This window comes from Paenibacillus oryzisoli, from assembly GCF_001653565.1.
Classification (GTDB): Bacteria; Bacillota; Bacilli; order Paenibacillales; family NBRC-103111; genus Paenibacillus_E; species Paenibacillus_E oryzisoli.
Map to the genome: position 1 here is coordinate 1 of NZ_LYPB01000050.1, position 24,828 is coordinate 24,828.

The following is a 24,828-nucleotide window of genomic DNA, read 5'->3' on the forward strand; positions in this document are numbered from 1 at the left end:
TTTGAAACAGAAACTCCCCATATACGCCTCGCTTATCTCCGTCTTCCAAGGACAATTCAGCTTCTGAACCTAAGTAGTAACTACTTTTTCCATCTATTCGGTAAATCTTAGGTCATACGGCGATTTTAACTGTAGTTTTTACAGTTATTTGAAAGCTAGCTACTCAAATGAGCTCAGCATACTACTTCTACTTCTACTCTACTCCACTCTACTCACAACCAACGTTATCGTGACCTATTCATCTGTTGGAAGCTTCGCTTCACCCACCACCTCAAAGACAAAGCTTCTCTCCCCACGTCATCGTAGGGGGAGAAGCTTTGTCTTTGCCTATTAGCAGCCCTTATCATTGAGCTCTACTTCGTTAGTTCTCCTGCCAAGCAAACCGATACCCAATCCCCGGCTCCGTCAATATATATTGTGGTCTGGCCGGATCTGTTTCAATCTTCTTCCGTAGGTGTCCTACGTATACGCGAAGGTACTGGCTGTCAGATTCATATTGCTGACCGCCCCATACCTGCTTGAGCAGCTGCTTATGCGTCATGACACGCCCAGCATTAACGCCCAGCACCTTGAGCAAATCGTACTCGGTTGGCGTTAGCTTCAGCTTCTCGCCATGCAGCTCGACACTGCGCTTGGCCAGGTCAATGACAAGCTGGCCGAGCTTCAGCACAGGCTCATCCGGCGCCTTGGCGATATGTCGAAGAGCCACGCGCATCCGAGCCATGAACTCGCCCATGCCGAATGGCTTCGTCACATAATCGTCTGCGCCGCGATCCAGGGCAGCGACCTTGTCAGGTTCCTGATCTTGCGCTGTGAGAATAATGATAGGCACAATCGACCACTCACGAATGCCGGCCAGCACCTCCATGCCGCTCAGATCCGGTAATCCCAGATCTAGGACGATGAGATCCGGTCGGAACATCGCCGCCTGCAGCAAGCCATCCTGTCCCGTTGCCGCTTCTGCCGTTTCGAAACCGTGCGCGGTTAACGTGACCCGCAATAATTTGCGAATTTGCGCCTCGTCATCAATGACTAGAATTTTCGCCCCTGTAGTTGTCATCGTGCTCTCCTTCCCGCTTAGCGAATTTCATCGTACATGCAGTTAGAACCTTGTATGTTCACTGTGATAAAGGCAAGCTCAGTTCGATAACCGTGCCCTGCCTGCCATCTGTCCTCGCGTTAGCCGTAATGGAACCGCCATGCGCTTCTACAATGCTCTTACAGATAGCGAGTCCAAGCCCCGTGCCAGGGATATGTTTGGTCCGATCGCCCCGATAGAACTTCTCAAATATGCGTTCCCGATCCCCAGGAGGAATACCTCCTCCTTCATCTGTAATTGACAGTCGCAGCCTCTTGCCGTTCTGCTCAGCGTTAAGGCGGATTTCACTGCCTTCAGGTGAATATTTAATCGCATTGCTGATGACATTCAACAGCACTTGCTCCATAAGAACTTCATCCAGCGGAACGGATGGCAGATCCGGATCCAGAACAACACTAACGACTCTATTCTGCAGAGAATCCTTCAATTGTGATAAGGCAACACCAACAACATCCTCAATCCCGCACCACATCTTATTTAAACGCATCATCCCGCTCTCAATCCGAACCATGCCGAGCAAATTCCCCACAAGTCGATTCATGCGAGTAGCTCCCTCGCGCGTCGTTAGCAATAATTCTCGCCGATCTTCTGGGCCAAAGACGTCCTCCCCATCGAGTAATCCCGTGACAGAGCCAATGATCGTAGCCAGCGGCGTGCGTAATTCATGAGAGAGAGAATCCAGCAAAGCTGTGCGGAGTTTCTCAGACTCAGCAGTCAATTGCGCCACTTTGGCCTCATCCGCTAGCTTAACTCGAGAAATGGCCACGGCTGCAAGATCCGATAGCGCCTCAATAATGCGAATAAGCTCTGGCATATCGGACATGACTCGATCACCAACTTGTACAGCGAGCACACCATGCACCTGTTGGTCTGTCGCTAAAGGGACATGTAAATCCGAGGATTCACTCAATCTTCGCGTCCCTCGTCCCGCAATTGTATTGTTATGACTCACCCATCCGGCAATAGTTAGGTGGGCTTCATCGCTGGCCCAATCCCCACTATTCTTCGAATAAGCTTCAACCTCCTGTACACCCTCTTGGTTTGGCAACATGATAGCAGCCTTCGCATCTAATGTGTCGGAAACATGTTGAACAATCTGCTTCAGCAACATGTCTAAATCTGAAATCGCTGTAATTTTACGACTTAATGCATACAGCGCAGCCGTATTGGCTTCCTTCTTCTGTGCTTGCTGAAATTGATCCATCAGCTTTGAAGCAAGGCTTGCAGTAAGGCCAGCTACACATAAGAACACAATAAAGGTTAGGATATAACGCAAATCAGCAACTGTCAGACTGAATTGAGGTGGAACAAAGAAGAAATCAAAAGCCAACACTCCTAGTCCCGCAGCAAAAAAAGAAGGCCCCCTCCCCCAACGAACGGCACTAAACAAGACAGGAAATATGTAGAGAAGAGAGATATTGACAAGATCAAAAAAAAATTCAAAACCTTTCAAAAATATGGTCAATAGGACGATAAAAAGTGCAGTCACACCATACGATTGCCAGTTAGCATGTTCTTTTTTTGGAGTTTCCATAGGCTTTATTTTACCCTATTTCGCGAAGTTTGCCACGAGTCATAATCGGCAACGATGAGCACATCCATTTTACTAGCATGCGGTAAAAGTTTTTTAATGAGATCGGTTTTCCAAACGATGATTTGTGTTGCTCCAGCTTTACTTGCTGTCGCTGCAAAATCACGTGGAATTTGGTTACGATTCAAGACCTCTTGATAAGAAAATTCGCCTCCTAAACGAATGGTCAGCTTCTCTAGCATCTCTAGCTTTGTCTTCCACTCATCATTCGTATGCCGGGCCACAATAAAGCTTACATGCCAAACTGCTTTAAGCCGATGCGCAATGCGAAACCCTCTCCGAATTAAGCGATCGGCCTGCGAAATTTCTGTCACACAGACGTATATGACTTCTTTCCGCCGCCATGGACCACGTAGGGAGCTCTTACGCTCCATGGATTCCAATCGTTCATCAACATCATCCGCGATTTCACGCAACGCTAGTTCTCTTAAAGCGATCAGATTCCCAGTTTTAAAAAAATTATTCAACGCTTGATCCACTTTTACCATTGCATAAATCTTGCCATCTCTCATACGAAGCTGTAAAGATTGGGGGGAGACATCTATTAACTGAACTTCATCTGCTGCACGAAGAATACTATCTGGAACGGTTTCTCGCACGCGAATACCTGTTATATGCTCGACAGCATCATTTAAGCTCTCCAAATGTTGAACGTTTACAGTGGAGATAACCGAAATGCCAGCTTCCAAAATATCCAGCACATCTTCATAACGTTTCTTATTTGTGCTTCCGGGTACATTGGTATGGGCAAGCTCATCAACCAAGACGACTTCAGGTCGCAGACGAATAATGGCTTCCGTATCCATCTCTTGGAGTCTTACACCTTGATATTGTATTTCTGCTCGAGGCAAAATGTCGAGATCGCCAACCTGCTGGGTGGTCTCTATTCTGCCATGCGTTTCAAGCAAACCAATTTTCACGTCGATCCCTTTTTTGAGCAGATCATTACCTTCACGCAGCATCGTGTACGTTTTACCGACACCAGGCGCAGCGCCAATATAAACCTTGAATCTGCCGCGTTTTATTTTTTCAATTTTCGCTTCCACTTCTTGCTTGCTCAGACGTCTAAATTTGTAAGGCTCCTTGGGCGTGTGAATATGAGCAGGCAGAATGCGTTCACCCTCCTGAGAAGCTCGATCGGCTACCAGGAACACATCGATATTTTTGGTTCTTTTTAACACGCCATTGATAACCGAACCTTGAAGAAAAGTTTGCCATTTCGTTTGTTTGGAATGCCCTAAAATAATACGTGTAACATGATTAGCGTTCGCATAGTCAACTAAAATCTGAGGGATGCAGCGGCGAAAAGAAATCGGAAGCTCTTCAAATTTCCCGTTTACTTTCTCTACAAGCTTCATAATTGACCTACGAAAAGCAGCCGCTTCTTTGGTAAGCGTTTTACCCTTTTTACGCAGCGTGACTACATGCAGATCGCCATTCAAACGCTTTGCGATTTGTTGACCTCGGCGTACATAAATGGATCCATTCCAGTGATATTGCGTTGTAACCATAATACGTTCCGTCGCTCCTGAAGGACCCTGAAACCCCATTTGTTCCCGATGTGCCTCTAAAGAATCATTAACATCCTCTGCAACAAGGCGGAGGGCCAGTTCTCGCAGCACACCTAAATTACCGCGTTGAAATAAGGCTGCATCTTTGTTCCCCTTTAAATGACCTTCTCCCAGTCGAGTTAAAATTGTTTCCGGCGTTGCATCAATGAGTCTCACCTCATCGGCTAGTTCTAGTGTATCAGAGGGGACACAGCAGCCCACTTCAATGCCTGTCAGCTTATGAGCAACCTCCTTCGTCCCTTCTAGCTCGTAAACATTCACTGTGCTGATCACGCTAATATCGTGCGAGAGTAGATATTTAATATCTTCGAGCCTAGTTGGAAATTGGGCACCCTCCCGATTCTGATGAGCAAGCCCATCAACGAGAACAACTTCAGGATTTCTTTCGAGTAATGCTTCCAAATTCAGATCCTTTTGTTCCACGCCGTCTTTCATCCAATGAATGCTGGGTACCCTCTCCAGATCCCCCAATTGTTCCACGGTTTCCGGTCTTTGGAGCGTCGATACTGCACAAATGACCACATCGATCCCTTGCCCCTTGAGGTTATGTCCTTCCCGAAGCATGTGATACGTTTTACCAGATCCGCTGACTGCACCGATGTAAATTTTTAAGCTGCCGCGATGCAGTTTGGAGATGGATAACAAGATCTCTTCCGGTGTCTTTCGTTTGAAAACATCCAAAATAGCAACATTCTCCCTTATCCTAAAATGTGCAGAAACCACTCTCATTATTAACGAGAGTGGCTGCTTGCTTGTTATTTTACTTACCAATCTTTTTTTGTAAATCCAGATTCAGCTTCAATACATTGACAGCAGGTTCGCCTAAAATCCCGAACTCTCTTGCTTGCGTATTAGAGCTCACGAGTGATTCTAACTGCCCGGGAGCGATCCCGGTCAGTTTACTGATCCGCGGAATTTGGGCTAGAGCCGCTTCAGGACTGATATGGGGATCTAAGCCAGATCCGGAGTTGGAAATAAGGTCAATTGGCAACTCGCTGACAGGTACGTCTGGATTTTTAGCTTTCCAAGCTTCAATTGACTCCTGTACGCGTTTTATCATATCTGGATTCGAAGGCGCATAGTTTGGCGTACCTGAACCTTCTGCTTTGTACTCAATGCTGGATACGCGGCTTTGGAAGAATTGCGGATCAGTAAACGATTGTCCAATCAATTCCGATCCAACAATATCACCCTTCTCATTATAAATTATACTTCCGCTTGCTTTACCCGGCATAACAGCTTGGGCGATTCCAGTTATGATCACATTATATAAAAGCCCGCAAAGCAGCATGAGAAACAAACTTATCCGAATACTTGATAATATAACCTTCATAGGACTCATTCCTTCCTTTTCCTAAACCCACAAATGAATGACTAGGTCGATTAATTTAATACCGAAAAAAGGTATGACAACTCCGCCTAACCCATAGACGAATAAGTTTCGTTGTAACAGCTTCGAGGAACTGAGCGGTTTATAGGCAACACCTTTCATTGCGAGAGGAATCAGCAGCGGAATAATGATGGCGTTGAATATGAGCGCTGATATAATTGCTGACATCGGAGAACCTAGTCGCATGACGTTCAGCACACTCATTTCCGGAATCGCAATCATGAACATGGCCGGAATGATCGCAAAGTACTTTGCAATATCATTTGCGATACTGAACGTGGTTAACGCTCCTCTTGTCATAAGAAGCTGCTTCCCAATAGCCACCACTTCAATGATCTTGGAAGGATCGGAATCCAGATCGACCATGTTGGCCGCCTCTTTGGCCGCAACCGTTCCGCTATTCATTGCGATACCTACGTCAGCTTGTGCAAGGGCAGGAGCATCGTTCGTACCATCACCGGTCATGGCAACCAGCTTGCCTTCCGCTTGTTCTTTACGAATAACGGCAATTTTATCTTCCGGTGTGCTTTCCGCGATATAATCGTCCACACCGGCTTCGAGTGCGATTGTCGCGGCGGTCAACGGGTTGTCCCCCGTACACATGACGGTTTTAATCCCCATTTGACGCATTTGCTCGAATCGTTCCCGCATTCCGGGCTTCACGGTATCTTTTAGATAAATAACGCCATAAATTTTGTTATCCACCGCAACGGCAAGTGGTGTCCCGCCTGCAGAAGCAACCTTATCGCTCTTCGTATCCAAATCTGAAGGAATGTTTCCTCCTTGTGCAGTCACCCATTTTTTGACGGCATCTACCGCGCCTTTACGGACGATACGGCCATCAATCAGATTCATTCCACTCATACGGGTTTCAGCTTTGAACTCTACGAATTCTCCGCCTTCAGCAATCTTGTCATGATAAGAGAATCCCCGCTTAGTCATCAGTTCCAGCACAGAACGACCTTCCGGTGTCTCATCTTTGATGGAGGAAATCGCCGCCCATTCAGCAACAGCAGCTTCTTTCTCCCCACCGACCGCAATAAATTCACTGGCCATCCGATTTCCGTACGTAATTGTACCTGTTTTGTCTAAAATAATGGTATTGATGTCTCCCGCCGCTTCTACAGCTTTACCGGACATCGCTAGTACGTTGAATTGGGTAACTCGATCCATTCCCGCGATCCCGATAGCAGACAGCAATCCACCGATTGTTGTAGGAATCAAGCATACCAAAAGAGCAATTAACATAGGCACTTCAATCTTGATATTTAAAAATTGCCCAAAAAACGGCAGTGTAACGACGACAATCAAAAAGATTAAAGTCAAGCTAATAAGAACAGTATTCAATGCGATTTCGTTAGGGGTTTTCTGTCTTTTGGCCCCTTCTACCAGAGAGATCATTCGGTCAAGGAATGTTTCGCCGGGATCGCTCGTAATGCGAACTTTAATCTGGTCGCTTACGACACGCGTACCGCCGGTAACAGAACTGAAATCTCCACCTGCTTCTTTAATGACTGGGGCAGACTCACCGGTAATCGCGGATTCATCGATGGAGGCAAGCCCCTCGATTACAACACCATCGCTGGGAATAAGCTCTCCTTGCGATACAACGACGATATCCCCTTTTCGCAATTCAGTGGATGGTACCTTTTTGATTGCGTTCCCTACCACTTTATTAGCTGTAATTTCTTTTTTCGTTTTCTTAAGCGAATCTGCTTGCGCTTTTCCTCTGCCCTCAGCAAGTGCTTCTGCAAAGTTAGCAAAAAGAATCGTTAACAACAGAATGAGCGAAACGGTTACGTTAAACCAAACAGGTACTTCACCTCCGAATGCTCCTGGAACAAATATCAAGAATAGCGTGATGATAAATCCGATCTCTACCACAAACATAATTGGGTTTCGAATCATCACCCTCGGATCCAGCTTCAAAAAAGATTCCTTTATTGCATTTCGTACGATTGTTCCGTTCATCATCGATTTCTTTTGACTCATGATAGGGTCCTCCATTCAAACTTAGCTTATGGCTTCAAGGTTAACTGCTCGGCAATGGGTCCAAGAACAAGACCAGGGAAGAATGTCAAAGCGCCGACGATCAATACGGAAGCAAGGAACACGACCGCAAACAATCCGGTGTCCGTACGGAATGTCCCCACCGATTCCGGCACTGCTTTTTTCGCCGCTAAAGACCCTGCTACCGCAAGCAAAGTGACCATGGAGATAAACCGCCCAAGATACATCACAATGCCTGTCGAAATATTCCAGAATGGCGTATTATCCCCTAATCCTTCAAATCCAGAACCGTTATTTGCAGCGGACGAAGTAAATTCATACATGGCTTGCGTCAGACCATGAAACCCCGGATTGGAGATTGTACTCGGATAACTGAAGACTGCAATAGCCGTTGGTATCAAAATAAGAAAAGGCGAAATTAACATCGTTAAAGCAACCAATTTCATTTCTCTGCCTTCGATTTTTTTACCCAAAAACTCCGGTGTACGACCCACCATCAAACCAGCTAAGAACACTCCAATGATGGCATACATAAGCACGTTCATGAACCCTGCGCCGACGCCGCCAAACACAGTGTTCAGCATCATGTTGGAGATTGATATTAGGCCTCCGAGCGGAGTTAATGAATCATGCATACCATTGACAGCACCTGTTTCAGTAGCTGTTGTAACGACTGAGTATAGAGAAGACTGCGTTATACCGAATCTAACTTCTTTGCCTTCCATACTTCCTTGATCATGCTGTATACCCATAGTGTTCAAAGCTGGGTTCCCAGCTTTTTCAGCGCTAAACGAAATACCGAGCATAACGACAAACAATAGTGCCATAGAAATAAATAGAACACGCCCTTGCTTCATGTTTCCGACCATTTTGCCGTACGTGAACGGTAGTGCCGTTCCAAAAAGCATCATCAGTACGATCTGGAGCAAGTTACTAATCGCATCGGGATTCTCAAATGGGTGCGCCGAGTTGACTCCAAAGAATCCGCCACCGTTATTGCCCAGTTCCTTAATGGATAGAAATGATCCAACAGGTCCTCTGGCAATAATCTGTTCAGCGCCTTCTAATGTATGGGCCACAGCCGCTGGTTCCAACGTCTGCGGTACACCAAGAGCAATAAATACGAATGCCATTACAAAAGAAATGGGCAATAGAATACGCGTAATCGAGCGGATCAAATCTACAAAAAAGTTACCAAGCGGCTTACCTGCTAGGCCACGAATGAATGCAATGGCTACTGCAAGCGCAGTGGCTGGAGCCGTGAACATCATAAAGACAATCGCTAACATTTGCGCCAAATACGATAAGCCGCTTTCACCGCTGTAATGCTGTAAGTTCGTATTGGTCATGAAACTAATCGCTGTATTAAATGCAAGCGTTGGCTCCATATTAGGAATGCCAGCTGGATTCAGTGGCAAGTACGCCTGCGTTCTAAAAATGATATAAACGAGTGTTATCATTACGGCATTGCTTAGTACAGCGGCAGCAGCATACTTTTTCCAAGTCTGATTATCCTGACGAATACCGCCTACTGCATAAATCAATTTTTCAAAAGGTGTAAAAAATTTATCTAGACCTGTTCTATCATAATTAAATGCTTTAGCTATATACAAACCTGCCGGACGAGCCAGCAGCAATACTAGCAGTAACGTGACTGCAATTGAAATGAAGGCAACCATAGTGACTCAAATCCCTCCTGAAATGAAGTTATTTAAAATTTTTCCGGATTTATCAAAGCATAAACTAAGTACACAAACAGCATAATCACTGCAATCCCAAGCACCCATATCATTTATTCCCACTTCCCTCTTCGACTACTTTGCCAGCCCAGGCAGATACGCCAATCATCATGACTGTTAATAGAATAAATCCCGCAACCATTATGACATCCAACATGTCATTTACCTCCCTTAGATTAATTTCCAAAAACCTATACATGCTGCTGTGCTTCATTTGTTTGTAGGGAGGATATTAGAAATTTGACATCTCCATTCGTAGAATAAATCACATAGTCCGCACCCAGCCCTTTGTAAATTAATCGAGGATTGACTCTTTGGGTGATGACATAAATAGGTCTTGAAGTCCAACTACGACAAATTTGGATATACCTACAGCATAAGGGTAAGCTCTCCTCAAACAGTACGACGTTCCCAATTGGATAGTCGGGAACGATAAAATCCTCTGAATGCATCGTATCCACTTGGATAATATGCTTCACTCCTTGACCTTCTAACTTGATTCTTTCCATCTTGTTGTTCGTTAATGCAACAAAAGGAAGGCCAACCAATTTTGTATATTTCATAAACGCTTCGCCTGCCTTGGTTGGCGCAGCTATCAGCAAAAAATCACTTTGCATGATGATCACCGCCCCCTTTCCTGAAACATTGTAACGCCGATCTGTATAAAAAGGGGGTAAAGAATCTGTGTGGTCCGTATAAAAAAAGTATAAAAATAGGATATACGGAAGCAAAAAAAACACCTCACTCACTCAAAGGAAGTGGTTGAAGGTGCTTTTTTATAATACGCCGTGACCTTAGAAAGAGATATACGCCCCAGAATGCTCAAATAAATAAGTGCGATCCCTAAGGAAACTTAGTTCTTGTTCAACTATAGTTGATGAGCTCTCTAGCTTTTCAAATAAATTGGTTAGTGCAGATGCCATTAATTGTGATCTAACCTCTCCCCATGCCTCTTCTTTCTGATGAACGTAATCCAAACCATCCTTCAGGGTTAGGCCTTTGAGCTTTTGAAAAACAACCGCCCATTGAACAAAATCCCCTCTCAGGTTGCCACATGGAATCACGAATTGCCCTAATCCACATGTTCCAAGATTTGTTGAAATCGTTAGCATGCCGCAATGACAGTCCGTACCATGCCCAGGCAGCAGCTTATCTGATAGCTCGCAATCGAATTGAAAGCATTCAATACGGATAATCTTGCATTCCTTGATACGTTTGGTACATTCATCTGATTCTCTTACTAGCGTTAGGGGTTCGGGATACATAATAGATTCACTCTCCTCAATTGGTGAACAACAAAAAGAAGCCAAAGAGCAGAGAATCTCTACTCTCGAGCTTCGAAGCAGCGTGAATTCACGCGCTGCGGAGGGCACGAAAAGAAGGCGGTTCTCTCCCAATGCGCTTACGAGGTTAGCTGTCGGATTCGGGCTTGGAAGTGCCCTACCTTAGCAAGCTGCGCTTGCATTAGATTCACCCCGAGAAACCGAACTGTGTCCAATCGGCTTCTATTGGTTCCCCCGTTTCCCTTACGGGAACTCAGCGTTTTGCTTGAATGCGATCTGTTGTTGAACCGAATCTTACCCCGATTGCTCGCCAATGTAAAATGCTTGGGAGATACTTATTTCCCATTCTGTGACATTTGCCGCCTGTGAAAGCGCATCCATTTATGTGTCACAGGTATTTTCCATAGAAATACTTCGGTTTACTCTCGTTTTCACTATTTTTATTCTATTTTTATATGTTGACTACTCATTCTTTACCCCCTTTTTATAGCGTTCCAACCTACAATAATGGCATATATTCAATCACTACCGACTTCGAGATCAAGTCAAAAAAGGAGAACTGTCATGACTTCCTTACCACGTTATTATTTAGGAACACTACCTCATATGTTGAATCCGATTGATCTAGATTACGAATGGTTCGGTGTCTTATGGCTTGAAGAAAATAATCGTTTCCCTATTATTGTGGGGTACTGGTTTTCTAAAGAAGAGTCTGAGATCACTCACAATGTTGTCCAGACTGGTTTATCCAAATGGACCCAAATATCAGATAATCAGATCATTATGAGAATGTATCAGTCGATAAGAAACCTGCAAAAAAAACAGGATTGGGAGACTCGGACTCGATTATCGATTCGTACGATATTCAAGTCACCGTGGAATGAAGTTGCCTCAGGTTTGTATATCATCAAGTCTCGGGAGACTTACCCCCTCCATGTTTCAGCCATACTGAAGAAGAAATTCTTTGTTTGGTTGGAACATGTCGCAGTCTGTGAAACAGAGGAAGAGCTTCGTGGGTTTATGCAGCGAGTGAGTGAAGAACATCAGATGGAAACCTTCATGAGAAAGGGCAGCCCGCTCATTAGTCCGATTTATCGGAATTAAATCGAGGATTCCTGCTTAAAAACGGTAAATAGTCCGATTTTGCCGAACTAATTCGCCTTTTCCCCTTGGTGTGGAGGGTTTAAGGGGATTTAGTTCGGCCTTTTCGGACTAATAGGGATTTCGTGAGGCTAGCCGAGCAAATAGTTAGGTTAATTCGGTCTACTTTTTCAAATGATACGGCACGGTCGTCACAACCAAGTTCCGCTTATACAGCAGGAACGCCCTGATCAGCAAACTAGATTGATTGTGAAGGATGTTATGCCAATTCTTCTTAGGAATAAACTGTGGAATAATCACGGTTACACGGAAGTTAGATTCCGTAGCTTTGTGTTCCACCGTATCGATGAATTTGGTCAAGGGATGAACAATACTTCGATAATGGGAATGCAGCGTAACTAAGCGCACATCAGGCTGCCACTTCTGCCATTTCTCCTCGAATTTCTTCTCATCGTCCCGTTCAAAGGCCACATACACTGCGATAATTTGATCAGGTGACAGCGACTTGGCATAGTTCAACGAATTCTCCACGACATGTGTGAAGCCCGCTACAGGCACTATCATGACATTGCCCTCAATCGGAAGGGCAGGTTCACAAGAAGTGAGTCGCAATTGTTCCGCGATCGCATCGTAATGCTTTTTGATTTGATGAAAAATAAAAACGATGAGCGGGAGGAAAATGAGCACACTCCACACTTGGCCAAATTTGGTGATAAAGAAGATCATCATGACGATGAAGCTCATACATGCGCCTACCAAATTGACCGTCAATTTAAGCAGCCAACCTCTCGGTTTCTCACGGAACCATTTCACCAGCATACCTGTCTGAGCCAGTGTAAAAGGAATGAACACCCCGACTGCATAGAGAGGGATCAGCTGCTCCGTTTGCCCTTTGAACACGATGATTAATAACATTGAGGTAACAGCCAGAAAGATAATCCCATTCGAATAGCCTAATCTGTCGCCGCGCATCGTAAACATTCTAGCGATAAATTTATCTTTGGCCAGATTAACTGCGAGCAAAGGAAATGCGGAATAGCCCGTATTCGCGGCGAGAACAAGAATCATCGCGGTAGTACCTTGGACGATATAATACATCAGTCCTCGGCCGAATGTCACCGTCGCAATCTGAGAAACAACCGTTTCCTTCTCGGTCGGGGCAATACCGTAGTAGTAAGCCAAATAGATGATGCCAGCGAACAAAATCGCGAGTAGCATCCCCATGGCCATTAATGTTTTGGAAGCATTTTGCGGGGCAGGCGCTTTGAAATTCGGTATCGCATTGGATATCGCCTCTACCCCCGTTAACGCTGAACTCCCTGAGGAGAATGCTCTTAACAAGATGAATAAGGAAATGCCCGCAACCGGTGTCCCCAATGGAGCATGCAAATCCGGAGAAATTTGACCTGTCAGAATTTTATACACACCAATACCAATCAGGATAAACAACGCGACCACAAACAAATACACAGGATACGCCAAAATAGAGGCAGATTCGGTGATTCCTCGCAGATTGAGGATCGTAATAAACAAGACGAGTGCCAGCGCAATCGGTACCGTGTAGCTATGTAAACTTGGAAAAGCCGAGGTGATCGCATCGGTTCCTGCGGATATACTAACCGCTACAGTCAAGATGTAATCGACCAATAGGGACCCGCCCGCAAATAATCCCGCGTTCATGCCGAGGTTCTCCTTCGAGACGACATAAGCGCCTCCCCCATGGGGATAAGCAAAGATGATTTGCCGATAGGACAAAATTAGAGCAACTAAGAGAAATAAAACGCCGCAAGCGATAGGTATGGTGTACCAGAACGCCGCTGCGCTAATCGTTATTAACACAATTAGAATCTGCTCTGGGCCATACGCTACCGAGGAGAGTGCATCGGAAGAAAGAATAGCCAGGGCTTTCTTTTTATTTAATTTCTGCTCGCCTAATTCATGGGACTTCAAGGGCTGGCCTATTAATAAACGCTTCAAATCAGTCAACAATGGAGGACACCACCTTGATGTGATAAGTTCGTTTCAGTTTGCCCTATTTATATGAAATCCATTATAAATATTGGTAACCCACATAGAAAAAAGAACATTAGCATCATGCACTAATGTTCAGAGAAGGTTTGAATTGTATGGATTGGTTACACAATCTCCACATCGATCAGCTTAAACTGAGTCACATCAACCAACCCGCGATTCGATATACGAATCTCCGGAATCACGGGCAGCGCGATGAGGGAAAACGTCATGAACGGGGCGTTCATCGTACAGCCAATGTGTTGCCATGCTTTGTCCATCTCGGCGACTTCCTTGACGACTTCAGGCAGTGCCTTCTCAGACATAAGGCCAGCAATGGTCATCTGAACTTGGGCTAGCACTTTGCCATTTTCCACAACGATCATACCGCCGCCGAGCTTCACTAGCTCATTCGCAGCGAATGCCATATCTCCTTCATCAATCCCCATTACGAGCAGATTGTGACTGTCGTGGGCCACCGTAGATGCCACTGCGCCAGATTTCACGCCAAATCCATGGGCAAAAGCAAGTGAAATTTGACCTGTACCTCGATGCCGCTCAATGCAAGCCAAACGAACAATATCCTGCTCGGCATCCGGCAGGATGACACCTTCTTGAATGGCGAGCTCTGCAGTCATCTTCTCGGTTCTTGCACTATTTTCGACCACGCGGATGACATTGACTTTCGTGTGCTCCCGCTCCGCAGCTGCCGTCGCAAGCTTAAAATCCTCTGCCGTCAACTCACGCTTCACGTTCATCGAATTACGAATATGAAGCGGGTACGTAAACACAGGGAATTCCACTGTTAGCTCGCCTTGTTCTGCAATGACTTGCCCATCCGTAATAACCGTAGAAGGCTCCATCTTCTGCAGGTCATCCATCAACAGGATGTCAGCGCATTTCCCCGGTGTGATCGATCCCACATCATGCTCCAGCTTAAAATATCGGGCCACATTAATCGTGACCATTTGAATCGCAGTAACCGCCGGAACGCCTTCTTCCATCGCGCGTCGTGCCACATGATTGAGATGCCCTTTCTCCACAAGTGTTTGCGGATTCACGTCATCGGTAACCAGCGAGATATTGGACGTATTGACGCCATCCTCGGTGACAATCTTGATGACTTCTTTGACATCATGCCACGCTGAGCCTTCCCGAATCATGAGGTGCATCCCCATGCGAACCTTATGCAGCCCCTGCTCGCGGGTTACCGTCTCATGATCCGACGTAACGCCTGATGCGAGATACGCTTGCAGCATCCGATCATCGTCACTCGGGAAATGTCCTGTTACCGTCTTTCCGCTGTGCAGCGTTGCTTCGATTTCTCCGCACATTTTGGGATCTCCGTACACAACACCGGGGAAATTCATCACTTCACCCAGTCCAACTACATTGTCCCACTGCAAGCCCGCCACAATATCAGCTACCTCTAAGGTAGCGCCGCCATCTTCCAAATCGTTCGTTGCCGGCACACAGGATGGGAAGGTCGTGAACACTTTGAGCGGCAGAGGCTGCCCCTCTTCATGCATGAGTCTGACCCCTTCGGCGCCGAACACATTCGCGATCTCATGCGGATCCATGAAAATCCCTGTCGTCCCTTTGACAATCGCCGCTTTGGCGAATTCCGTCACGGAAAGCATCGTGCTTTCCACATGCATGTGGCCGTCCAGCAGGCCCGGTACCATATATTTGCCAGAGGCATCGATTCGTTTCGTGTGCGCCCCGATGGTATGGTCTGCCTTTCCTATATAAGCAATTCGTCCCGCTGCAATCGCGATATCCATATGAGCAATAAGCTCACCAGAATGCACATTGACTAAGGTCCCATTTTGAATAACCAGATCGGCTGCAGCTTCTCCCAAAGCAACTTTAGCCAGTGTGCGGCTAACATTCGTTAATGTATTTCGATTGGGGGTATATGTCATCGATTTCGTTCTCCTTTACTCCTACATGAGCATCCATTTCAACTATTAAATGTACACTTTCATGCATAGCTGAGCAACTTGTAACTATTTCTTCTAACAGATACCAACCGTTCATTATGTATGCTGCCCCTTCAAGTGCTCCGAAATGGACGTAAAAGCGAATGCCCCCAGAATGTTTGCCAGCTTCGCTTGCGTACCTTTGACATTGTAATAATGAATAAAGTGCTCCTTGCTAGGAAGATCAAGCTTATGCTCACTGGGATCAACTTCACGTGGATGCAGATAGACAATCGAGCTCTCCCCTCGGCGGTTGGCTGATTGCATTGCTTTGCGGATCACGAATTCCGGGAAAAATCTGAAATAAAACCCACCGGAATAACCCACATTTCTCCCGGCAACGCGCATGACAGACATGGGAACCTCGTAGAGATGAAGTTCTCTGCCGTTCACGATTGGCTTATGAATCTCTCTTTTCGCAGTAGGTATTCCATAAAGGAACGTCTTGACAGGAAAAATACTCGCGTCATACAGGAAGCCCATCTCTTCCAGTACTTCAAGATAGTGTAAATTGCTTTCAACGATAGACCATGACGGCGCCCGATAACCGAGCACCTTCGTCCCCGTCAAATCCTCAAGAATATCCACCGATTTCTGAACATCTGCCCGAAACTCTTCTCTCGTTTGCTTATAGGCTAGTTCGTGGGCATACCCATGCGAGGCAACATCATGCCCCTCTCGCGCAATAGCCTTCACGATATCCGGATAATCCTCTCCAATACAGCCGAGCGTAAAAAAAGTCGCTTTACACCCCGCGTCGCTGCACATCTGAAGCAGGGTATCCATGTGAGCACGGAAACTAGAACCTTTCGTCCGATCTGGCGTCAGCCCATCATAATTCGCATGAAACCATTCTTCAATATCAAAGGTGAGTAAATTCGTTATCGGTTTGGAAGAATTAGACATGCTTCTTACTTCCTTTGATGGCGAATGACGTGCACAACCGATCGTGCACTTTCCACCCCGTACTTCCTTTGGAAACGTAAGGGAACGGATGATAGATCTTTAAGAACTCTATATGCTCAAATCCGTGCGCTATGAATACTTTCTTCAATTCGTCCATCGCGTACATGCGATCGAATTTTTTGGTTTTCTCGAACAATAGGAGCACTTTCCTCTGCCAGGAACGTCGATGCAAGGTTTCTATGAGCAGCGTTCCCCCAGGCTTCGTCACCCTAGCCAACTCGGCAATAACCGCTCGATACTGTTCGATGAGTTGAATCACACCGATACACAGCACGACGTCGAACTTGCCCTCTTCAAAATGAAGCGCCGTTAGATCATCCGACGATGTTCGAAGACCTCTTTCCGCGGCAAAGGCAAGGCTTCTCTCCGAGAAATCCACCCCATACACCGTGTTAGCCCCAACGAGAGGCTCACTAAATGCGCCAACACCACAGCCGGCATCCAGAATCTCTTTGTCGTGAAGTTCCCCAAGCCAACCTAATGTATGATTTCGCTGCAAAAAGAAACTTTCCTCATTATAATAATCGGAGGATTGCACGGAAGCTCCATGAACCTCTGCCCTCTTGTCAAAATACTGCTTCCAGCTAAGATTAGCCATTCTTTATTTCCCCCGATTTTAGATGACACCTATAGTTTGTTCGTTACGGCATGAGATACTTAATGAGTTGCTTACCTAGGGGCTCTGTCACCATGTTAGGCATTTTCTTCCAGAGTTCGATGAAAAGGCGAAGCTTTTCTTTATCCGGAGGACCCGCCAAGTCATTGGCGCTGCCCATGACGACATAGGTGAGCTGCTCGGCAGCAGCCCCCCATTGTTCCTTGTACTTATACGTTCCTGAACCGGTTTGTGAACGACCCAGATCCAGCTGTTTCAGCCCTCTTCGAATCCCCAATTTCACAGCTTCCCAGTACATAAAGTTATTGAGATACTTGTGGTTGTACGCCGTCAAATTTGCTCCATAGGGATAATAAAGTGTTGAATCCCCCGGGCTAATGATTAGCAGCATACCACCAGCTACCTCACCCGTCTCTACGTCTATCACGGTAAGCAGCACCGTATGATGGGGCAAATAGTCGAAGAATTTTTGAAAAAAACCGATCTCCTGTGCTGGTGAACCCAACTGCTTCATACGCCGGACATAAACCTTATGAAATCGCGCTAGATTCCCTTGATCATAAGAAACCTGAAACCAATTGTTCTTGTACACCTTCCGAATATGGTTTCGATTACTGCGAGTGGAGAGGGATAGCACCTCATCTTCATTGGTTAATGGCAGTACGAAAGTGTGATTAATGTTGTTTATCTGCCCATGAACGGTTTCCAATTGCTTACGTATCGGAGACAGGTTCTTGCCTTCAATGGGCATCGTCCCGCTCTTAAATCTCAACTCGATATAGCGAAGACGGTATTGCCCCTTCAACTGCACGATGGCATCCCTAGCGAATTGCGCAGCTTCCTCATTAAGGGCACACACATCGGTATAGTTAACAAAGGGAAGCGAAACGCCTACCCGTTGGAGTCCTAAGTTGCGGCCGCTTATTAAAGGGATTAACGCGCAAATCCGGTCATGAGCATCAACTACAGCATGATACAAGCATTGATAACCGAACGTCTCGAGCAGAATCTGTCGAAATGACAATGTATGAAACGTGGTCCCCTGAGACCAAGCCAGCTTGTTCCATTCTTCCTTCATGTCTTCGGTATAGGGCAAACAACGGTACATGGGGACTATCCTTTCAACCATAGAATGACGCCAATCATAATAAACACACATCCCGCCCACTTCATGGCACTAATTTGTTCATGGAAAATCATGATCGAAACAAGAATCATAAAAATATATTGAATACTCGATACGAAAGTCACATAGCTCAGGTCGAATTGGGATAGGCAATAGATCCAAATAAAGGCCGCCAGTGCGTAAAAGGCAAACCCGGTCACAATCAATGGTGTCGTCATGTACCCTATGGCAATCGTCATTATGCCACCTTCAAAATTGACAGCTCGCCCCCCTATTTTCAGCAAGGTACTGGCCACAACCGTCATAAGCACACTGGCAACTAGCATGATATATTTGATGATTTTTCCTCCTCAATGCTCTTCTTCTCAAGTTCTTCCAGCCTTAGCTTCGTTAAACCCAGTTCCTGCGTGAGCGCCTTGTTATGTAGTTTTAACCCCGAGATACTTATGCTCGTATTCAGCAGCAGGAGATAAGCAGATGCGATTAGGATGGCGAAAAATGCAGATGGCGCATAATCGATCCCCAGCAGCTTGGAGAACCACTCCATCAAATCCGTGAACATGGACATAATCAGCGTAAAGAAGCCAATCACGAACCAGACAAGTGCGTATTTCTCTCGAAGTCTTCTAGCTCTCACCATCATAAATACCGTACTCATCAGAATTAAAGAGAAGACCACACCCATGACTTGCACACTATATAAATGATGTTCACTCGTTAGCATCCCTACCACCTCGTCCTTGTCCTTGTAAAAGAGAATAAGATCGACATAATTACCTTCGTCATATAATAAGGACTTTGCATTGGAGTGATCGACGAGACGCCGTGTTCACGTTCTCTCATTTCAACGCCTACTTCACCGATGTGAAGTCCATGTTTGCTGATCAGAATAATGGCATCGGGCTCTGGGTAATCATCCGGATAAAATTGGCTTAATAACTCGATGCTTTTGCGATTATACATACGAAACCCTGATGTCCCATCCGTAATCTTCGTCTGGATTAATATACGAAATAAATAATAGAACACTTTAATCCCTAGGCGCCTTGTCCGCGTTGTTTGGAATGATTTAATATCTAGAAACCTCGAGCCGATAACCATATCAGCTCCTGTTTGGGTCATACACGCAAATAACTTATCCACCTCGCCAGGAAGATGCTGACCGTCCCCGTCAATTTGCACCATATAGGAATATCCGTTCTTCTGTGCATATTTGAAGCCTGTTTGCACCGCGCCACCAATTCCCAGATTATAAGAGAGGTCTATTACTTTGACCCCCTCTCCTGCTCCCTTGGCTATGGCCGATGTGTTGTCCTTCGAGCAATCGTTAATCACGAGAATATCGTAGCTAGGAAGATTCTCACGTACATCCCTGATTACTTTTAAAATATTGTTCTGCTCATTATAGGCCGGGATGACTATGAGTGCTTGTTTCTGTTCCATTGAAGCAACTTCCCTTCTAATTTGTTAAAGAAGTATAAGATGATACCAATCCATCTTTCGACACCATAGCCACAGATGATACAAATAAAAGGGAGGGCAGGCAGCTTGTAGCGATACATACTATCCATGAACAACACCATACAGAATAGGAATATCGACGCGATCACCAACCAAACAATCGATGTTTTCCTGAATATTTGGTTTCGAATGGCCGCGTAAGTTCCCAATAGAAAAAGGAGTGACGGGAGGATATCCCTGAACAATTTAATAACTCCAGCCACACTCTGAACATCCGTCTTCCATACCCACCAGCCAATGAACGCGAGCGCTCTTCTTCCATATAACACCAGGACATGTTCCCAATTATGAATAAGAAAACTCAGGATCAAGCTGCCTAGCATATCAATGCGATAATCAGGACGATAAAAATAGTCATGGTCTGAGGGATTGTCATAAATCCACCCTTTGGCATAGATATTGTACAGGACTAACTTCGCATTATATTGTAGAGATGTCAGAAGTGGATTGAATTTGTCGGCCCATACAAGAAAGCCCAACGTTGTGAAAACAACTAGTAAAGCGCATACAAACTTATATCTATGCCTCTTGAGGAAATGGATCGGTTGTTCCCGTTTAACATTCAGTACGATGTAGATGAAAATAAACACAAGTGTTAGAACACCCGTTGGGCGGAATACTAACATGAGAAGTGAAGAAGCGAGGAATAACGAACCCATAACTTTATTGTTATTCTCAAGCGTTTTCAGAAGAAGAAACACATTCAACAGGACTAGATTCATAAATAAACTATCTGAAAGAATGTACATCGACCAGACCGTTATATGCCAGGAAGTTGCGTAGAAATACGAAGCCACAATGGCGGTAATTCGGTTAAATAAGCGAAGCGTGATAAGGTACACCAGAATGACACACGATGCCGTTGTAACAGCCTGAATAAAAACAACAATTTGTTCTTCCTTAAACAAACCTATTAGTACGGCAAGAATGAGATTATAGCCCATATAAAGTAGGTCATTCATGTGTAAGCCAAGCTTGAAATCTGTTAATAAGGAATGAGCGTAATTCAGATACCACTGCGAATCTTCCGATTTCGGGAGTCCCTTCTCCGAGTTCAGGATGAAGAAGAAGTACTCTAGTTTCTTCTTTAGTGAAATCGCGAGGAGAACGAGAATATATAGCCATTCGCAACCCTTATATCGCTGATAAATTTGATTCATTCGGTCGATAAGATACACGCTACAAACAACTCCATATCTGCAAACTAATTGTGAACGAATTGTAAAAAAAGTGTGATTTAAGTGTGAAAACATCTTAGAATTTTCGACATTCCTTGATAAATTCCTGCTTCTTTTGAACTATATTTAAATATATTTATATGAGGTATCTAGAAAGTGGTTTTGAAGGATATTTCGCAAGAAATATTGATCCGATCGAACAGGAAAAACCCCTTTCACAAGAGGTTCTTCCTTCTATCTATTCATTGCTCGAGTACACAAGCTCCTTGAAGTATTTGCTCAACTTCGAAATATCTGAGATATCTACAATAGTATGTAGCCAATGACTCACTTAACAGAGGAAGCTCGCGAACTGCATGAGGGATTGCAGTCATTTCGAACTGAGTAGTAGTGTCTCTTTATGAAGATTACATGCGATGTCCGTAACTTGTGAACCGACCTAATATTCATTAGATACTGCTTAGTGAACTATGTGGAGTAAACACAACTTTAGAACTGTTGTCCTCTGGTAACTTTTACCTTAAAATAAAGAGTGGACGACAGGAAATTTGTTGAAAGTTAGGTCATTTACTTAGGGCGGTGAATTGTATTTATGAGTTATCAATCCCATGTGAGAAATAACCAATCGTCAGAACAACACAATAAGCAGACTCACACGAATAGCCCAGCCAAACAGAATGGAACTGCGGATCGCATGTCCTCTTTATCCACTTCACATATCGCACAACTACAAAGAACCATCGGGAACCGAGCTGTCGCACAGTTGTTTAAATCCCAGTCTCCAACACCTGCACAATCTGAGCAGCCTATCCAGACCAAAAAAAATAACACAGGTATGCCCGATCAATTGAAATCAGGTGTAGAAAATCTGTCCAGATTGTCTATGGACTCCGTTAAGGTGCACTACAATTCCGATAAACCTGCTCAGTTGCAGGCATTAGCTTACGCGCAGGGAAATGACATCCATGTAGGGCCTGGTCAAGAGCAGCATTTGCCACATGAGGCTTGGCATGTTGTCCAACAGCGTCAAGGCAGAGTGGCTCCTACGCAGCAAGCTGGCGGCGTCGCCATTAATGATGATCATGGACTAGAGTCCGAAGCCGATCGAATGGGAGCGAAAGCATCTGATCTAGGCGAAGAACGTATGCAAATGAAAAGATCGGACAACGATAGTTTAGTAAGTGGTGAGACATCCCCCTCTTCGGATACGATCCAAAAGGTGGCTGCCGACCTTTACGACGGATTGGATGCGAATGATCCAAGTACGTATGATGTTGGCGGTGGACATTCCTATGCCGATCATGGGGCGCATACAACGGAAGATCAACAACGCGAACGCTTGAAAAGCGGTACTGCACCTTCAGGTCGTGTGAGTAAAGTGCCAACAGGCAAAGCCGCTTCGAAATTCGTCTCAGATGATAAGCATAAGGCAGCCTTCGCCAGTGCTTACAGCACATTGGTGTCCAAGAATGCACCGAAGCAGAAACTCGTCGGTATGGGTACCGTAATCAGCGTACCAGGTGCAGGAGTCGGGTATCTCCGCGATGGCACAGAGGTCACTTGCGACCAGGTTCAATTGGATATTCAGCCGGACAATGGCAAGTTAAAAATCAACACGATGTTTCCAGTAAGCTAGGAGGATGAGAAAATGGAGTCTTCAACGCGATTGAGTCAGCTCTTGGACGAGCTGGCTGTAGCATTGACTGCTGGCGGCGGAGCGCCGATGACTAATAAGCAAGCTTTGGCGGAGCACATTGCGGAGTACGAGCTTGATGCCGCAGACGCTGCTCCTTCTTGGCTTATCGATCTCCTCGCCGCGGTGAATGATCGAAAGGTCACAGGTCGTTGGATTGACTTCACACGGGCGACGGGTGATGACACGAACGTCTTCGATTTCATCCGCCACCTGCATGACGTGCTTCCTATTCAGTATGAGAATAATGAGGAAAGCTGGTTGCTGACGTTTGCGCAGCTTGGGTTGGAAGCTTGCATTTCGTTGGAGGGTTCTTGCTACAAGGTGAGCGCTATCGGCGATACGTGGGAATTAGAAGATGCATCGAGCGAGTAAAAGGCAGTCCCCGAGGTAGGTTACTACTTGGGGGACTGCTTTTATTCTGTTCGGGTGGCCGCAATAGTGATGTTTTTCATCACTAATGTGGTCAGTTTCGACGCTTGGTTGGCGTGCGGGATGATTTAGTGATGTTTTTCATCACTAATGTGGTCAGTTTCGGCGCTTGGTGAGTGCGCGGGATGACTTAGTGATGTTTTTCATCACTAATGCGGTCAGCTTCGGCGCTTGGTTGGCGTACGGGATGACTTAGTGATGTTTTTCATCACTAATTTGGTCAGCTTCGGCGCTTGGTGAGTGCGCGGGATGACTTAGTGATGTTTTTCATCACTAATGCGGTCAGCTTCGGCGTTTGGTGGGCGTACGGGATGACTTAGTGATGTTTTTCATCACTAATGTGGTCAGTTTCGACGCTTGGTTGGCGTGCGGGATGATTTAGTGATGTTTTTCATCACTAATGTGGTCAGTTTCGGCGCTTGGTGAGTGCGCGGGATGACTTAGTGATGTTTTTCATCACTAATGCGGTCAGCTTCGGCGCTTGGTTGGCGTACGGGATGACTTAGTGATGTTTTTCATCACTAATTTGGTCAGCTTCGGCGCTTGGTGAGTGCGCGGGATGACTTAGTGATGTTTTTCATCACTAATGCGGTCAGCTTCGGCGCTTGGTGGGCGTACGGGATGACTTAGTGATGTTTTTCATCACTAATTTGGTCAGCTTCGGCGCTTGGTGAGTGCGCGGGATGACTTAGTGATGTTTTTCATCACTAATTTGGTCAGCTTCGGCGCTTGGTGAGTGCGCGGGATGACTTAGTGATGTTTTTCATCACTAATTTGGTCAGCTTCGGCGCTTGGTGAGTGCGCGGGATGACTTAGTGATGTTTTTCATCACTAATTTGGTCAGCTTCGGCGCTTGGTGAGTGCGCGGGATGACTTAGTGATGTTTTTCATCACTAATGCGGTCAGCTTCGGCGTTTCGTGGGCGTACGGGATGACTTAGTGATGTTTTTCATCACTAATGTGGTCAGTTTCGACGCTTGGTTGGCGTGCGGGATGATTTAGTGATGTTTTCATCACTAATGCGGTCAGCTTCGGCGTTTCGTGGGCGTACGGGATGACTTAGTGATGTTTTTCATCACTAATACGGTCAGCTTCGGCGCTTGGTTGGCTTGCGGGAGCCGTGCAAACACCGATCGGCTTCAAAATGTGCAGAGCCTCAATCGTCTCCCCATGCGCGGCCAACATACCTTCTAGCTTACGATAGACAAACAGGTTCTCGTCCGTGCCTGTCCCGCGAAGCTTCACGCCGTAATCGTTGACCGCATCCATCATGCGATCTACCAATCTTTGCCCGCCGCTGCGGGAGCGGGTTTCCCGTTCATTTTGCCAGCCGCTTACGTCCGACTCATAACTCATCCGCCCCCAGGCACGGTGCTGTCGAAAACATCCCGATTCTTATCTGCATCGTTCCCTCCTGCCAACTTCATTAGTCTATCGTACATGTCCACTCTTATTCAGAACAAAAAAGAAACACAAATCCACAATTTGGATTCGGGTTCCTTTTTTGAATCTACTTGTAA

The 24,828-nt window shown here is 45.7% G+C and carries 22 protein-coding genes and 1 riboswitch; of the genes, 3 read left to right on the top strand and 19 right to left on the bottom strand.

Annotation, left to right across the window (positions count from 1 at the left end):
• Positions 1 to 361: 361 nt before the first annotated feature.
• From A8708_RS08265 to A8708_RS08305, 9 genes are all read right to left on the bottom strand, one after another.
• Positions 362 to 1,060: a response regulator gene (locus A8708_RS08265; protein ID WP_068663041.1), complete on the bottom strand. Its 699-nt coding sequence runs from the start codon at positions 1,058 to 1,060 to the stop codon at positions 362 to 364.
• Between the two features lie 58 nt (positions 1,061 to 1,118).
• Positions 1,119 to 2,633 (bottom strand): ATP-binding protein, encoded by a 1,515-nt coding sequence (locus A8708_RS08270; RefSeq protein ID WP_068663042.1) that lies wholly within the window; start codon positions 2,631 to 2,633, stop codon positions 1,119 to 1,121.
• Between the two features lie 5 nt (positions 2,634 to 2,638).
• Complete coding sequence (locus A8708_RS08275) at positions 2,639 to 4,942, bottom strand: histidine kinase (protein ID WP_068663043.1); 2,304 nt, start codon at positions 4,940 to 4,942, stop codon at positions 2,639 to 2,641.
• 79 nt (positions 4,943 to 5,021) lie between these two features.
• Positions 5,022 to 5,603 (bottom strand): potassium-transporting ATPase subunit KdpC, encoded by a 582-nt coding sequence (gene kdpC, locus A8708_RS08280; RefSeq protein WP_068663044.1) that lies wholly within the window; start codon positions 5,601 to 5,603, stop codon positions 5,022 to 5,024.
• 12 nt (positions 5,604 to 5,615) lie between these two features.
• Positions 5,616 to 7,643 carry a potassium-transporting ATPase subunit KdpB gene (gene kdpB / locus A8708_RS08285; RefSeq protein ID WP_068663045.1) on the bottom strand — a complete coding sequence of 676 codons (2,028 nt, stop codon included), beginning with the start codon at positions 7,641 to 7,643 and terminating at the stop codon, positions 5,616 to 5,618.
• A 26-nt stretch (positions 7,644 to 7,669) separates the two neighbouring features.
• Positions 7,670 to 9,340, bottom strand: a complete 1,671-nt coding sequence (kdpA, locus tag A8708_RS08290) for a potassium-transporting ATPase subunit KdpA (RefSeq protein ID WP_068663046.1) — start codon at positions 9,338 to 9,340, stop codon at positions 7,670 to 7,672.
• A gap of 32 nt (positions 9,341 to 9,372) precedes the next feature.
• A complete protein-coding gene (gene kdpF, locus A8708_RS37065) occupies positions 9,373 to 9,453 on the bottom strand; it encodes a K(+)-transporting ATPase subunit F (protein WP_068663047.1) in 81 nt (26 codons plus the stop codon).
• Between the two features lie 138 nt (positions 9,454 to 9,591).
• Positions 9,592 to 10,017, bottom strand: coding sequence for a DEAD/DEAH box helicase family protein (locus A8708_RS08300; protein ID WP_068663048.1), 426 nt, complete (start codon positions 10,015 to 10,017; stop codon positions 9,592 to 9,594).
• 177 nt (positions 10,018 to 10,194) lie between these two features.
• Entirely contained in the window at positions 10,195 to 10,665 is a 471-nt protein-coding gene (locus tag A8708_RS08305) for a hypothetical protein (protein WP_068663049.1), read from the bottom strand.
• A gap of 118 nt (positions 10,666 to 10,783) precedes the next feature.
• Positions 10,784 to 10,952: riboswitch (cyclic di-AMP (ydaO/yuaA leader) on the bottom strand.
• A gap of 295 nt (positions 10,953 to 11,247) precedes the next feature.
• Here A8708_RS08305 and A8708_RS08310 point away from each other — a divergent pair.
• Positions 11,248 to 11,787, top strand: a complete 540-nt coding sequence (locus A8708_RS08310; protein ID WP_068663050.1) for a hypothetical protein — start codon at positions 11,248 to 11,250, stop codon at positions 11,785 to 11,787.
• 159 nt (positions 11,788 to 11,946) lie between these two features.
• Here A8708_RS08310 and A8708_RS08315 read toward each other — a convergent pair whose 3' ends face one another.
• The 9 genes from A8708_RS08315 to A8708_RS08355 form a co-directional block, all read right to left on the bottom strand.
• The gene (locus A8708_RS08315; RefSeq protein ID WP_068663051.1) at positions 11,947 to 13,773 is read right to left on the bottom strand and encodes an APC family permease; all 1,827 of its coding nucleotides are present in this window, start codon (positions 13,771 to 13,773) and stop codon (positions 11,947 to 11,949) included.
• Between the two features lie 146 nt (positions 13,774 to 13,919).
• The gene (ade, locus tag A8708_RS08320; protein ID WP_068663052.1) at positions 13,920 to 15,719 is read right to left on the bottom strand and encodes an adenine deaminase; all 1,800 of its coding nucleotides are present in this window, start codon (positions 15,717 to 15,719) and stop codon (positions 13,920 to 13,922) included.
• A 114-nt stretch (positions 15,720 to 15,833) separates the two neighbouring features.
• Positions 15,834 to 16,682 carry a DUF3473 domain-containing protein gene (locus A8708_RS08325; RefSeq protein ID WP_082927352.1) on the bottom strand — a complete coding sequence of 283 codons (849 nt, stop codon included), beginning with the start codon at positions 16,680 to 16,682 and terminating at the stop codon, positions 15,834 to 15,836.
• On the bottom strand, positions 16,675 to 17,340 hold the full coding sequence (locus A8708_RS08330; protein WP_068663053.1) for a class I SAM-dependent methyltransferase: 666 nt from the start codon (positions 17,338 to 17,340) through the stop codon (positions 16,675 to 16,677). Before A8708_RS08330 ends, A8708_RS08325 begins: the two co-directional genes overlap by 8 nt.
• A gap of 43 nt (positions 17,341 to 17,383) precedes the next feature.
• Complete coding sequence (locus A8708_RS08335) at positions 17,384 to 18,487, bottom strand: GNAT family N-acetyltransferase (RefSeq protein ID WP_204787491.1); 1,104 nt, start codon at positions 18,485 to 18,487, stop codon at positions 17,384 to 17,386.
• The gene (locus A8708_RS08340; protein WP_068663055.1) at positions 18,472 to 18,810 is read right to left on the bottom strand and encodes an EamA family transporter; all 339 of its coding nucleotides are present in this window, start codon (positions 18,808 to 18,810) and stop codon (positions 18,472 to 18,474) included. Before A8708_RS08340 ends, A8708_RS08335 begins: the two co-directional genes overlap by 16 nt.
• Positions 18,804 to 19,208, bottom strand: coding sequence for a DUF2304 domain-containing protein (locus A8708_RS08345; protein WP_068663056.1), 405 nt, complete (start codon positions 19,206 to 19,208; stop codon positions 18,804 to 18,806). Before A8708_RS08345 ends, A8708_RS08340 begins: the two co-directional genes overlap by 7 nt.
• Before the next feature lie 2 nt (positions 19,209 to 19,210).
• On the bottom strand, positions 19,211 to 19,927 hold the full coding sequence (locus tag A8708_RS08350; protein WP_068663057.1) for a glycosyltransferase family 2 protein: 717 nt from the start codon (positions 19,925 to 19,927) through the stop codon (positions 19,211 to 19,213).
• Positions 19,903 to 21,165 carry a glycosyltransferase family 39 protein gene (locus A8708_RS08355; protein WP_204787492.1) on the bottom strand — a complete coding sequence of 421 codons (1,263 nt, stop codon included), beginning with the start codon at positions 21,163 to 21,165 and terminating at the stop codon, positions 19,903 to 19,905. The genes A8708_RS08350 and A8708_RS08355 overlap by 25 nt, the downstream gene beginning before the upstream one ends.
• Positions 21,166 to 21,775: 610 nt before the next feature.
• On the opposite strand from A8708_RS08355, the gene A8708_RS34750 reads away from it, so the two are divergent.
• Positions 21,776 to 22,819: an eCIS core domain-containing protein gene (locus A8708_RS34750; RefSeq protein WP_082927355.1), complete on the top strand. Its 1,044-nt coding sequence runs from the start codon at positions 21,776 to 21,778 to the stop codon at positions 22,817 to 22,819.
• A gap of 12 nt (positions 22,820 to 22,831) precedes the next feature.
• Positions 22,832 to 23,251 carry a hypothetical protein gene (locus A8708_RS08365; protein WP_068663059.1) on the top strand — a complete coding sequence of 140 codons (420 nt, stop codon included), beginning with the start codon at positions 22,832 to 22,834 and terminating at the stop codon, positions 23,249 to 23,251.
• Positions 23,252 to 24,367: 1,116 nt separating this feature from the next.
• Here A8708_RS08365 and A8708_RS08370 read toward each other — a convergent pair.
• Positions 24,368 to 24,664 (bottom strand): hypothetical protein, encoded by a 297-nt coding sequence (locus A8708_RS08370; RefSeq protein WP_068663060.1) that lies wholly within the window; start codon positions 24,662 to 24,664, stop codon positions 24,368 to 24,370.
• Between the last annotated feature and the right edge of the window lie 164 nt (positions 24,665 to 24,828).

Bases quoted from the DNA above. Each gene is read 5' to 3' on its own strand.
- A8708_RS08370 (WP_068663060.1), bottom strand. From the start codon at position 24,664: ATGAGTTATGAGTCGGACGTAAGCGGCTGGCAAAATGAACGGGAAACC.
- kdpA (WP_068663046.1), bottom strand. From the start codon at position 9,340: ATGGTTGCCTTCATTTCAATTGCAGTCACGTTACTGCTAGTATTGCTG.
- kdpF (WP_068663047.1), bottom strand. From the start codon at position 9,453: ATGATATGGGTGCTTGGGATTGCAGTGATTATGCTGTTTGTGTACTTA.
- A8708_RS08305 (WP_068663049.1), bottom strand. From the start codon at position 10,665: ATGTATCCCGAACCCCTAACGCTAGTAAGAGAATCAGATGAATGTACC.
- A8708_RS34750 (WP_082927355.1), top strand. From the start codon at position 21,776: ATGAGTTATCAATCCCATGTGAGAAATAACCAATCGTCAGAACAACAC.
- A8708_RS08335 (WP_204787491.1), bottom strand. From the start codon at position 18,487: ATGGTTGAAAGGATAGTCCCCATGTACCGTTGTTTGCCCTATACCGAA.
- A8708_RS08300 (WP_068663048.1), bottom strand. From the start codon at position 10,017: ATGCAAAGTGATTTTTTGCTGATAGCTGCGCCAACCAAGGCAGGCGAA.
- A8708_RS08350 (WP_068663057.1), bottom strand. From the start codon at position 19,927: ATGGAACAGAAACAAGCACTCATAGTCATCCCGGCCTATAATGAGCAG.
- kdpC (WP_068663044.1), bottom strand. From the start codon at position 5,603: ATGAGTCCTATGAAGGTTATATTATCAAGTATTCGGATAAGTTTGTTT.
- A8708_RS08325 (WP_082927352.1), bottom strand. From the start codon at position 16,682: ATGTCTAATTCTTCCAAACCGATAACGAATTTACTCACCTTTGATATT.
- A8708_RS08310 (WP_068663050.1), top strand. From the start codon at position 11,248: ATGACTTCCTTACCACGTTATTATTTAGGAACACTACCTCATATGTTG.
- A8708_RS08345 (WP_068663056.1), bottom strand. From the start codon at position 19,208: ATGCTAACGAGTGAACATCATTTATATAGTGTGCAAGTCATGGGTGTG.
- A8708_RS08270 (WP_068663042.1), bottom strand. From the start codon at position 2,633: ATGGAAACTCCAAAAAAAGAACATGCTAACTGGCAATCGTATGGTGTG.
- A8708_RS08330 (WP_068663053.1), bottom strand. From the start codon at position 17,340: ATGGCTAATCTTAGCTGGAAGCAGTATTTTGACAAGAGGGCAGAGGTT.
- A8708_RS08365 (WP_068663059.1), top strand. From the start codon at position 22,832: ATGGAGTCTTCAACGCGATTGAGTCAGCTCTTGGACGAGCTGGCTGTA.
- A8708_RS08265 (WP_068663041.1), bottom strand. From the start codon at position 1,060: ATGACAACTACAGGGGCGAAAATTCTAGTCATTGATGACGAGGCGCAA.
- kdpB (WP_068663045.1), bottom strand. From the start codon at position 7,643: ATGAGTCAAAAGAAATCGATGATGAACGGAACAATCGTACGAAATGCA.
- A8708_RS08355 (WP_204787492.1), bottom strand. From the start codon at position 21,165: ATGAATCAAATTTATCAGCGATATAAGGGTTGCGAATGGCTATATATT.
- ade (WP_068663052.1), bottom strand. From the start codon at position 15,719: ATGACATATACCCCCAATCGAAATACATTAACGAATGTTAGCCGCACA.
- A8708_RS08340 (WP_068663055.1), bottom strand. From the start codon at position 18,810: ATGCTAGTTGCCAGTGTGCTTATGACGGTTGTGGCCAGTACCTTGCTG.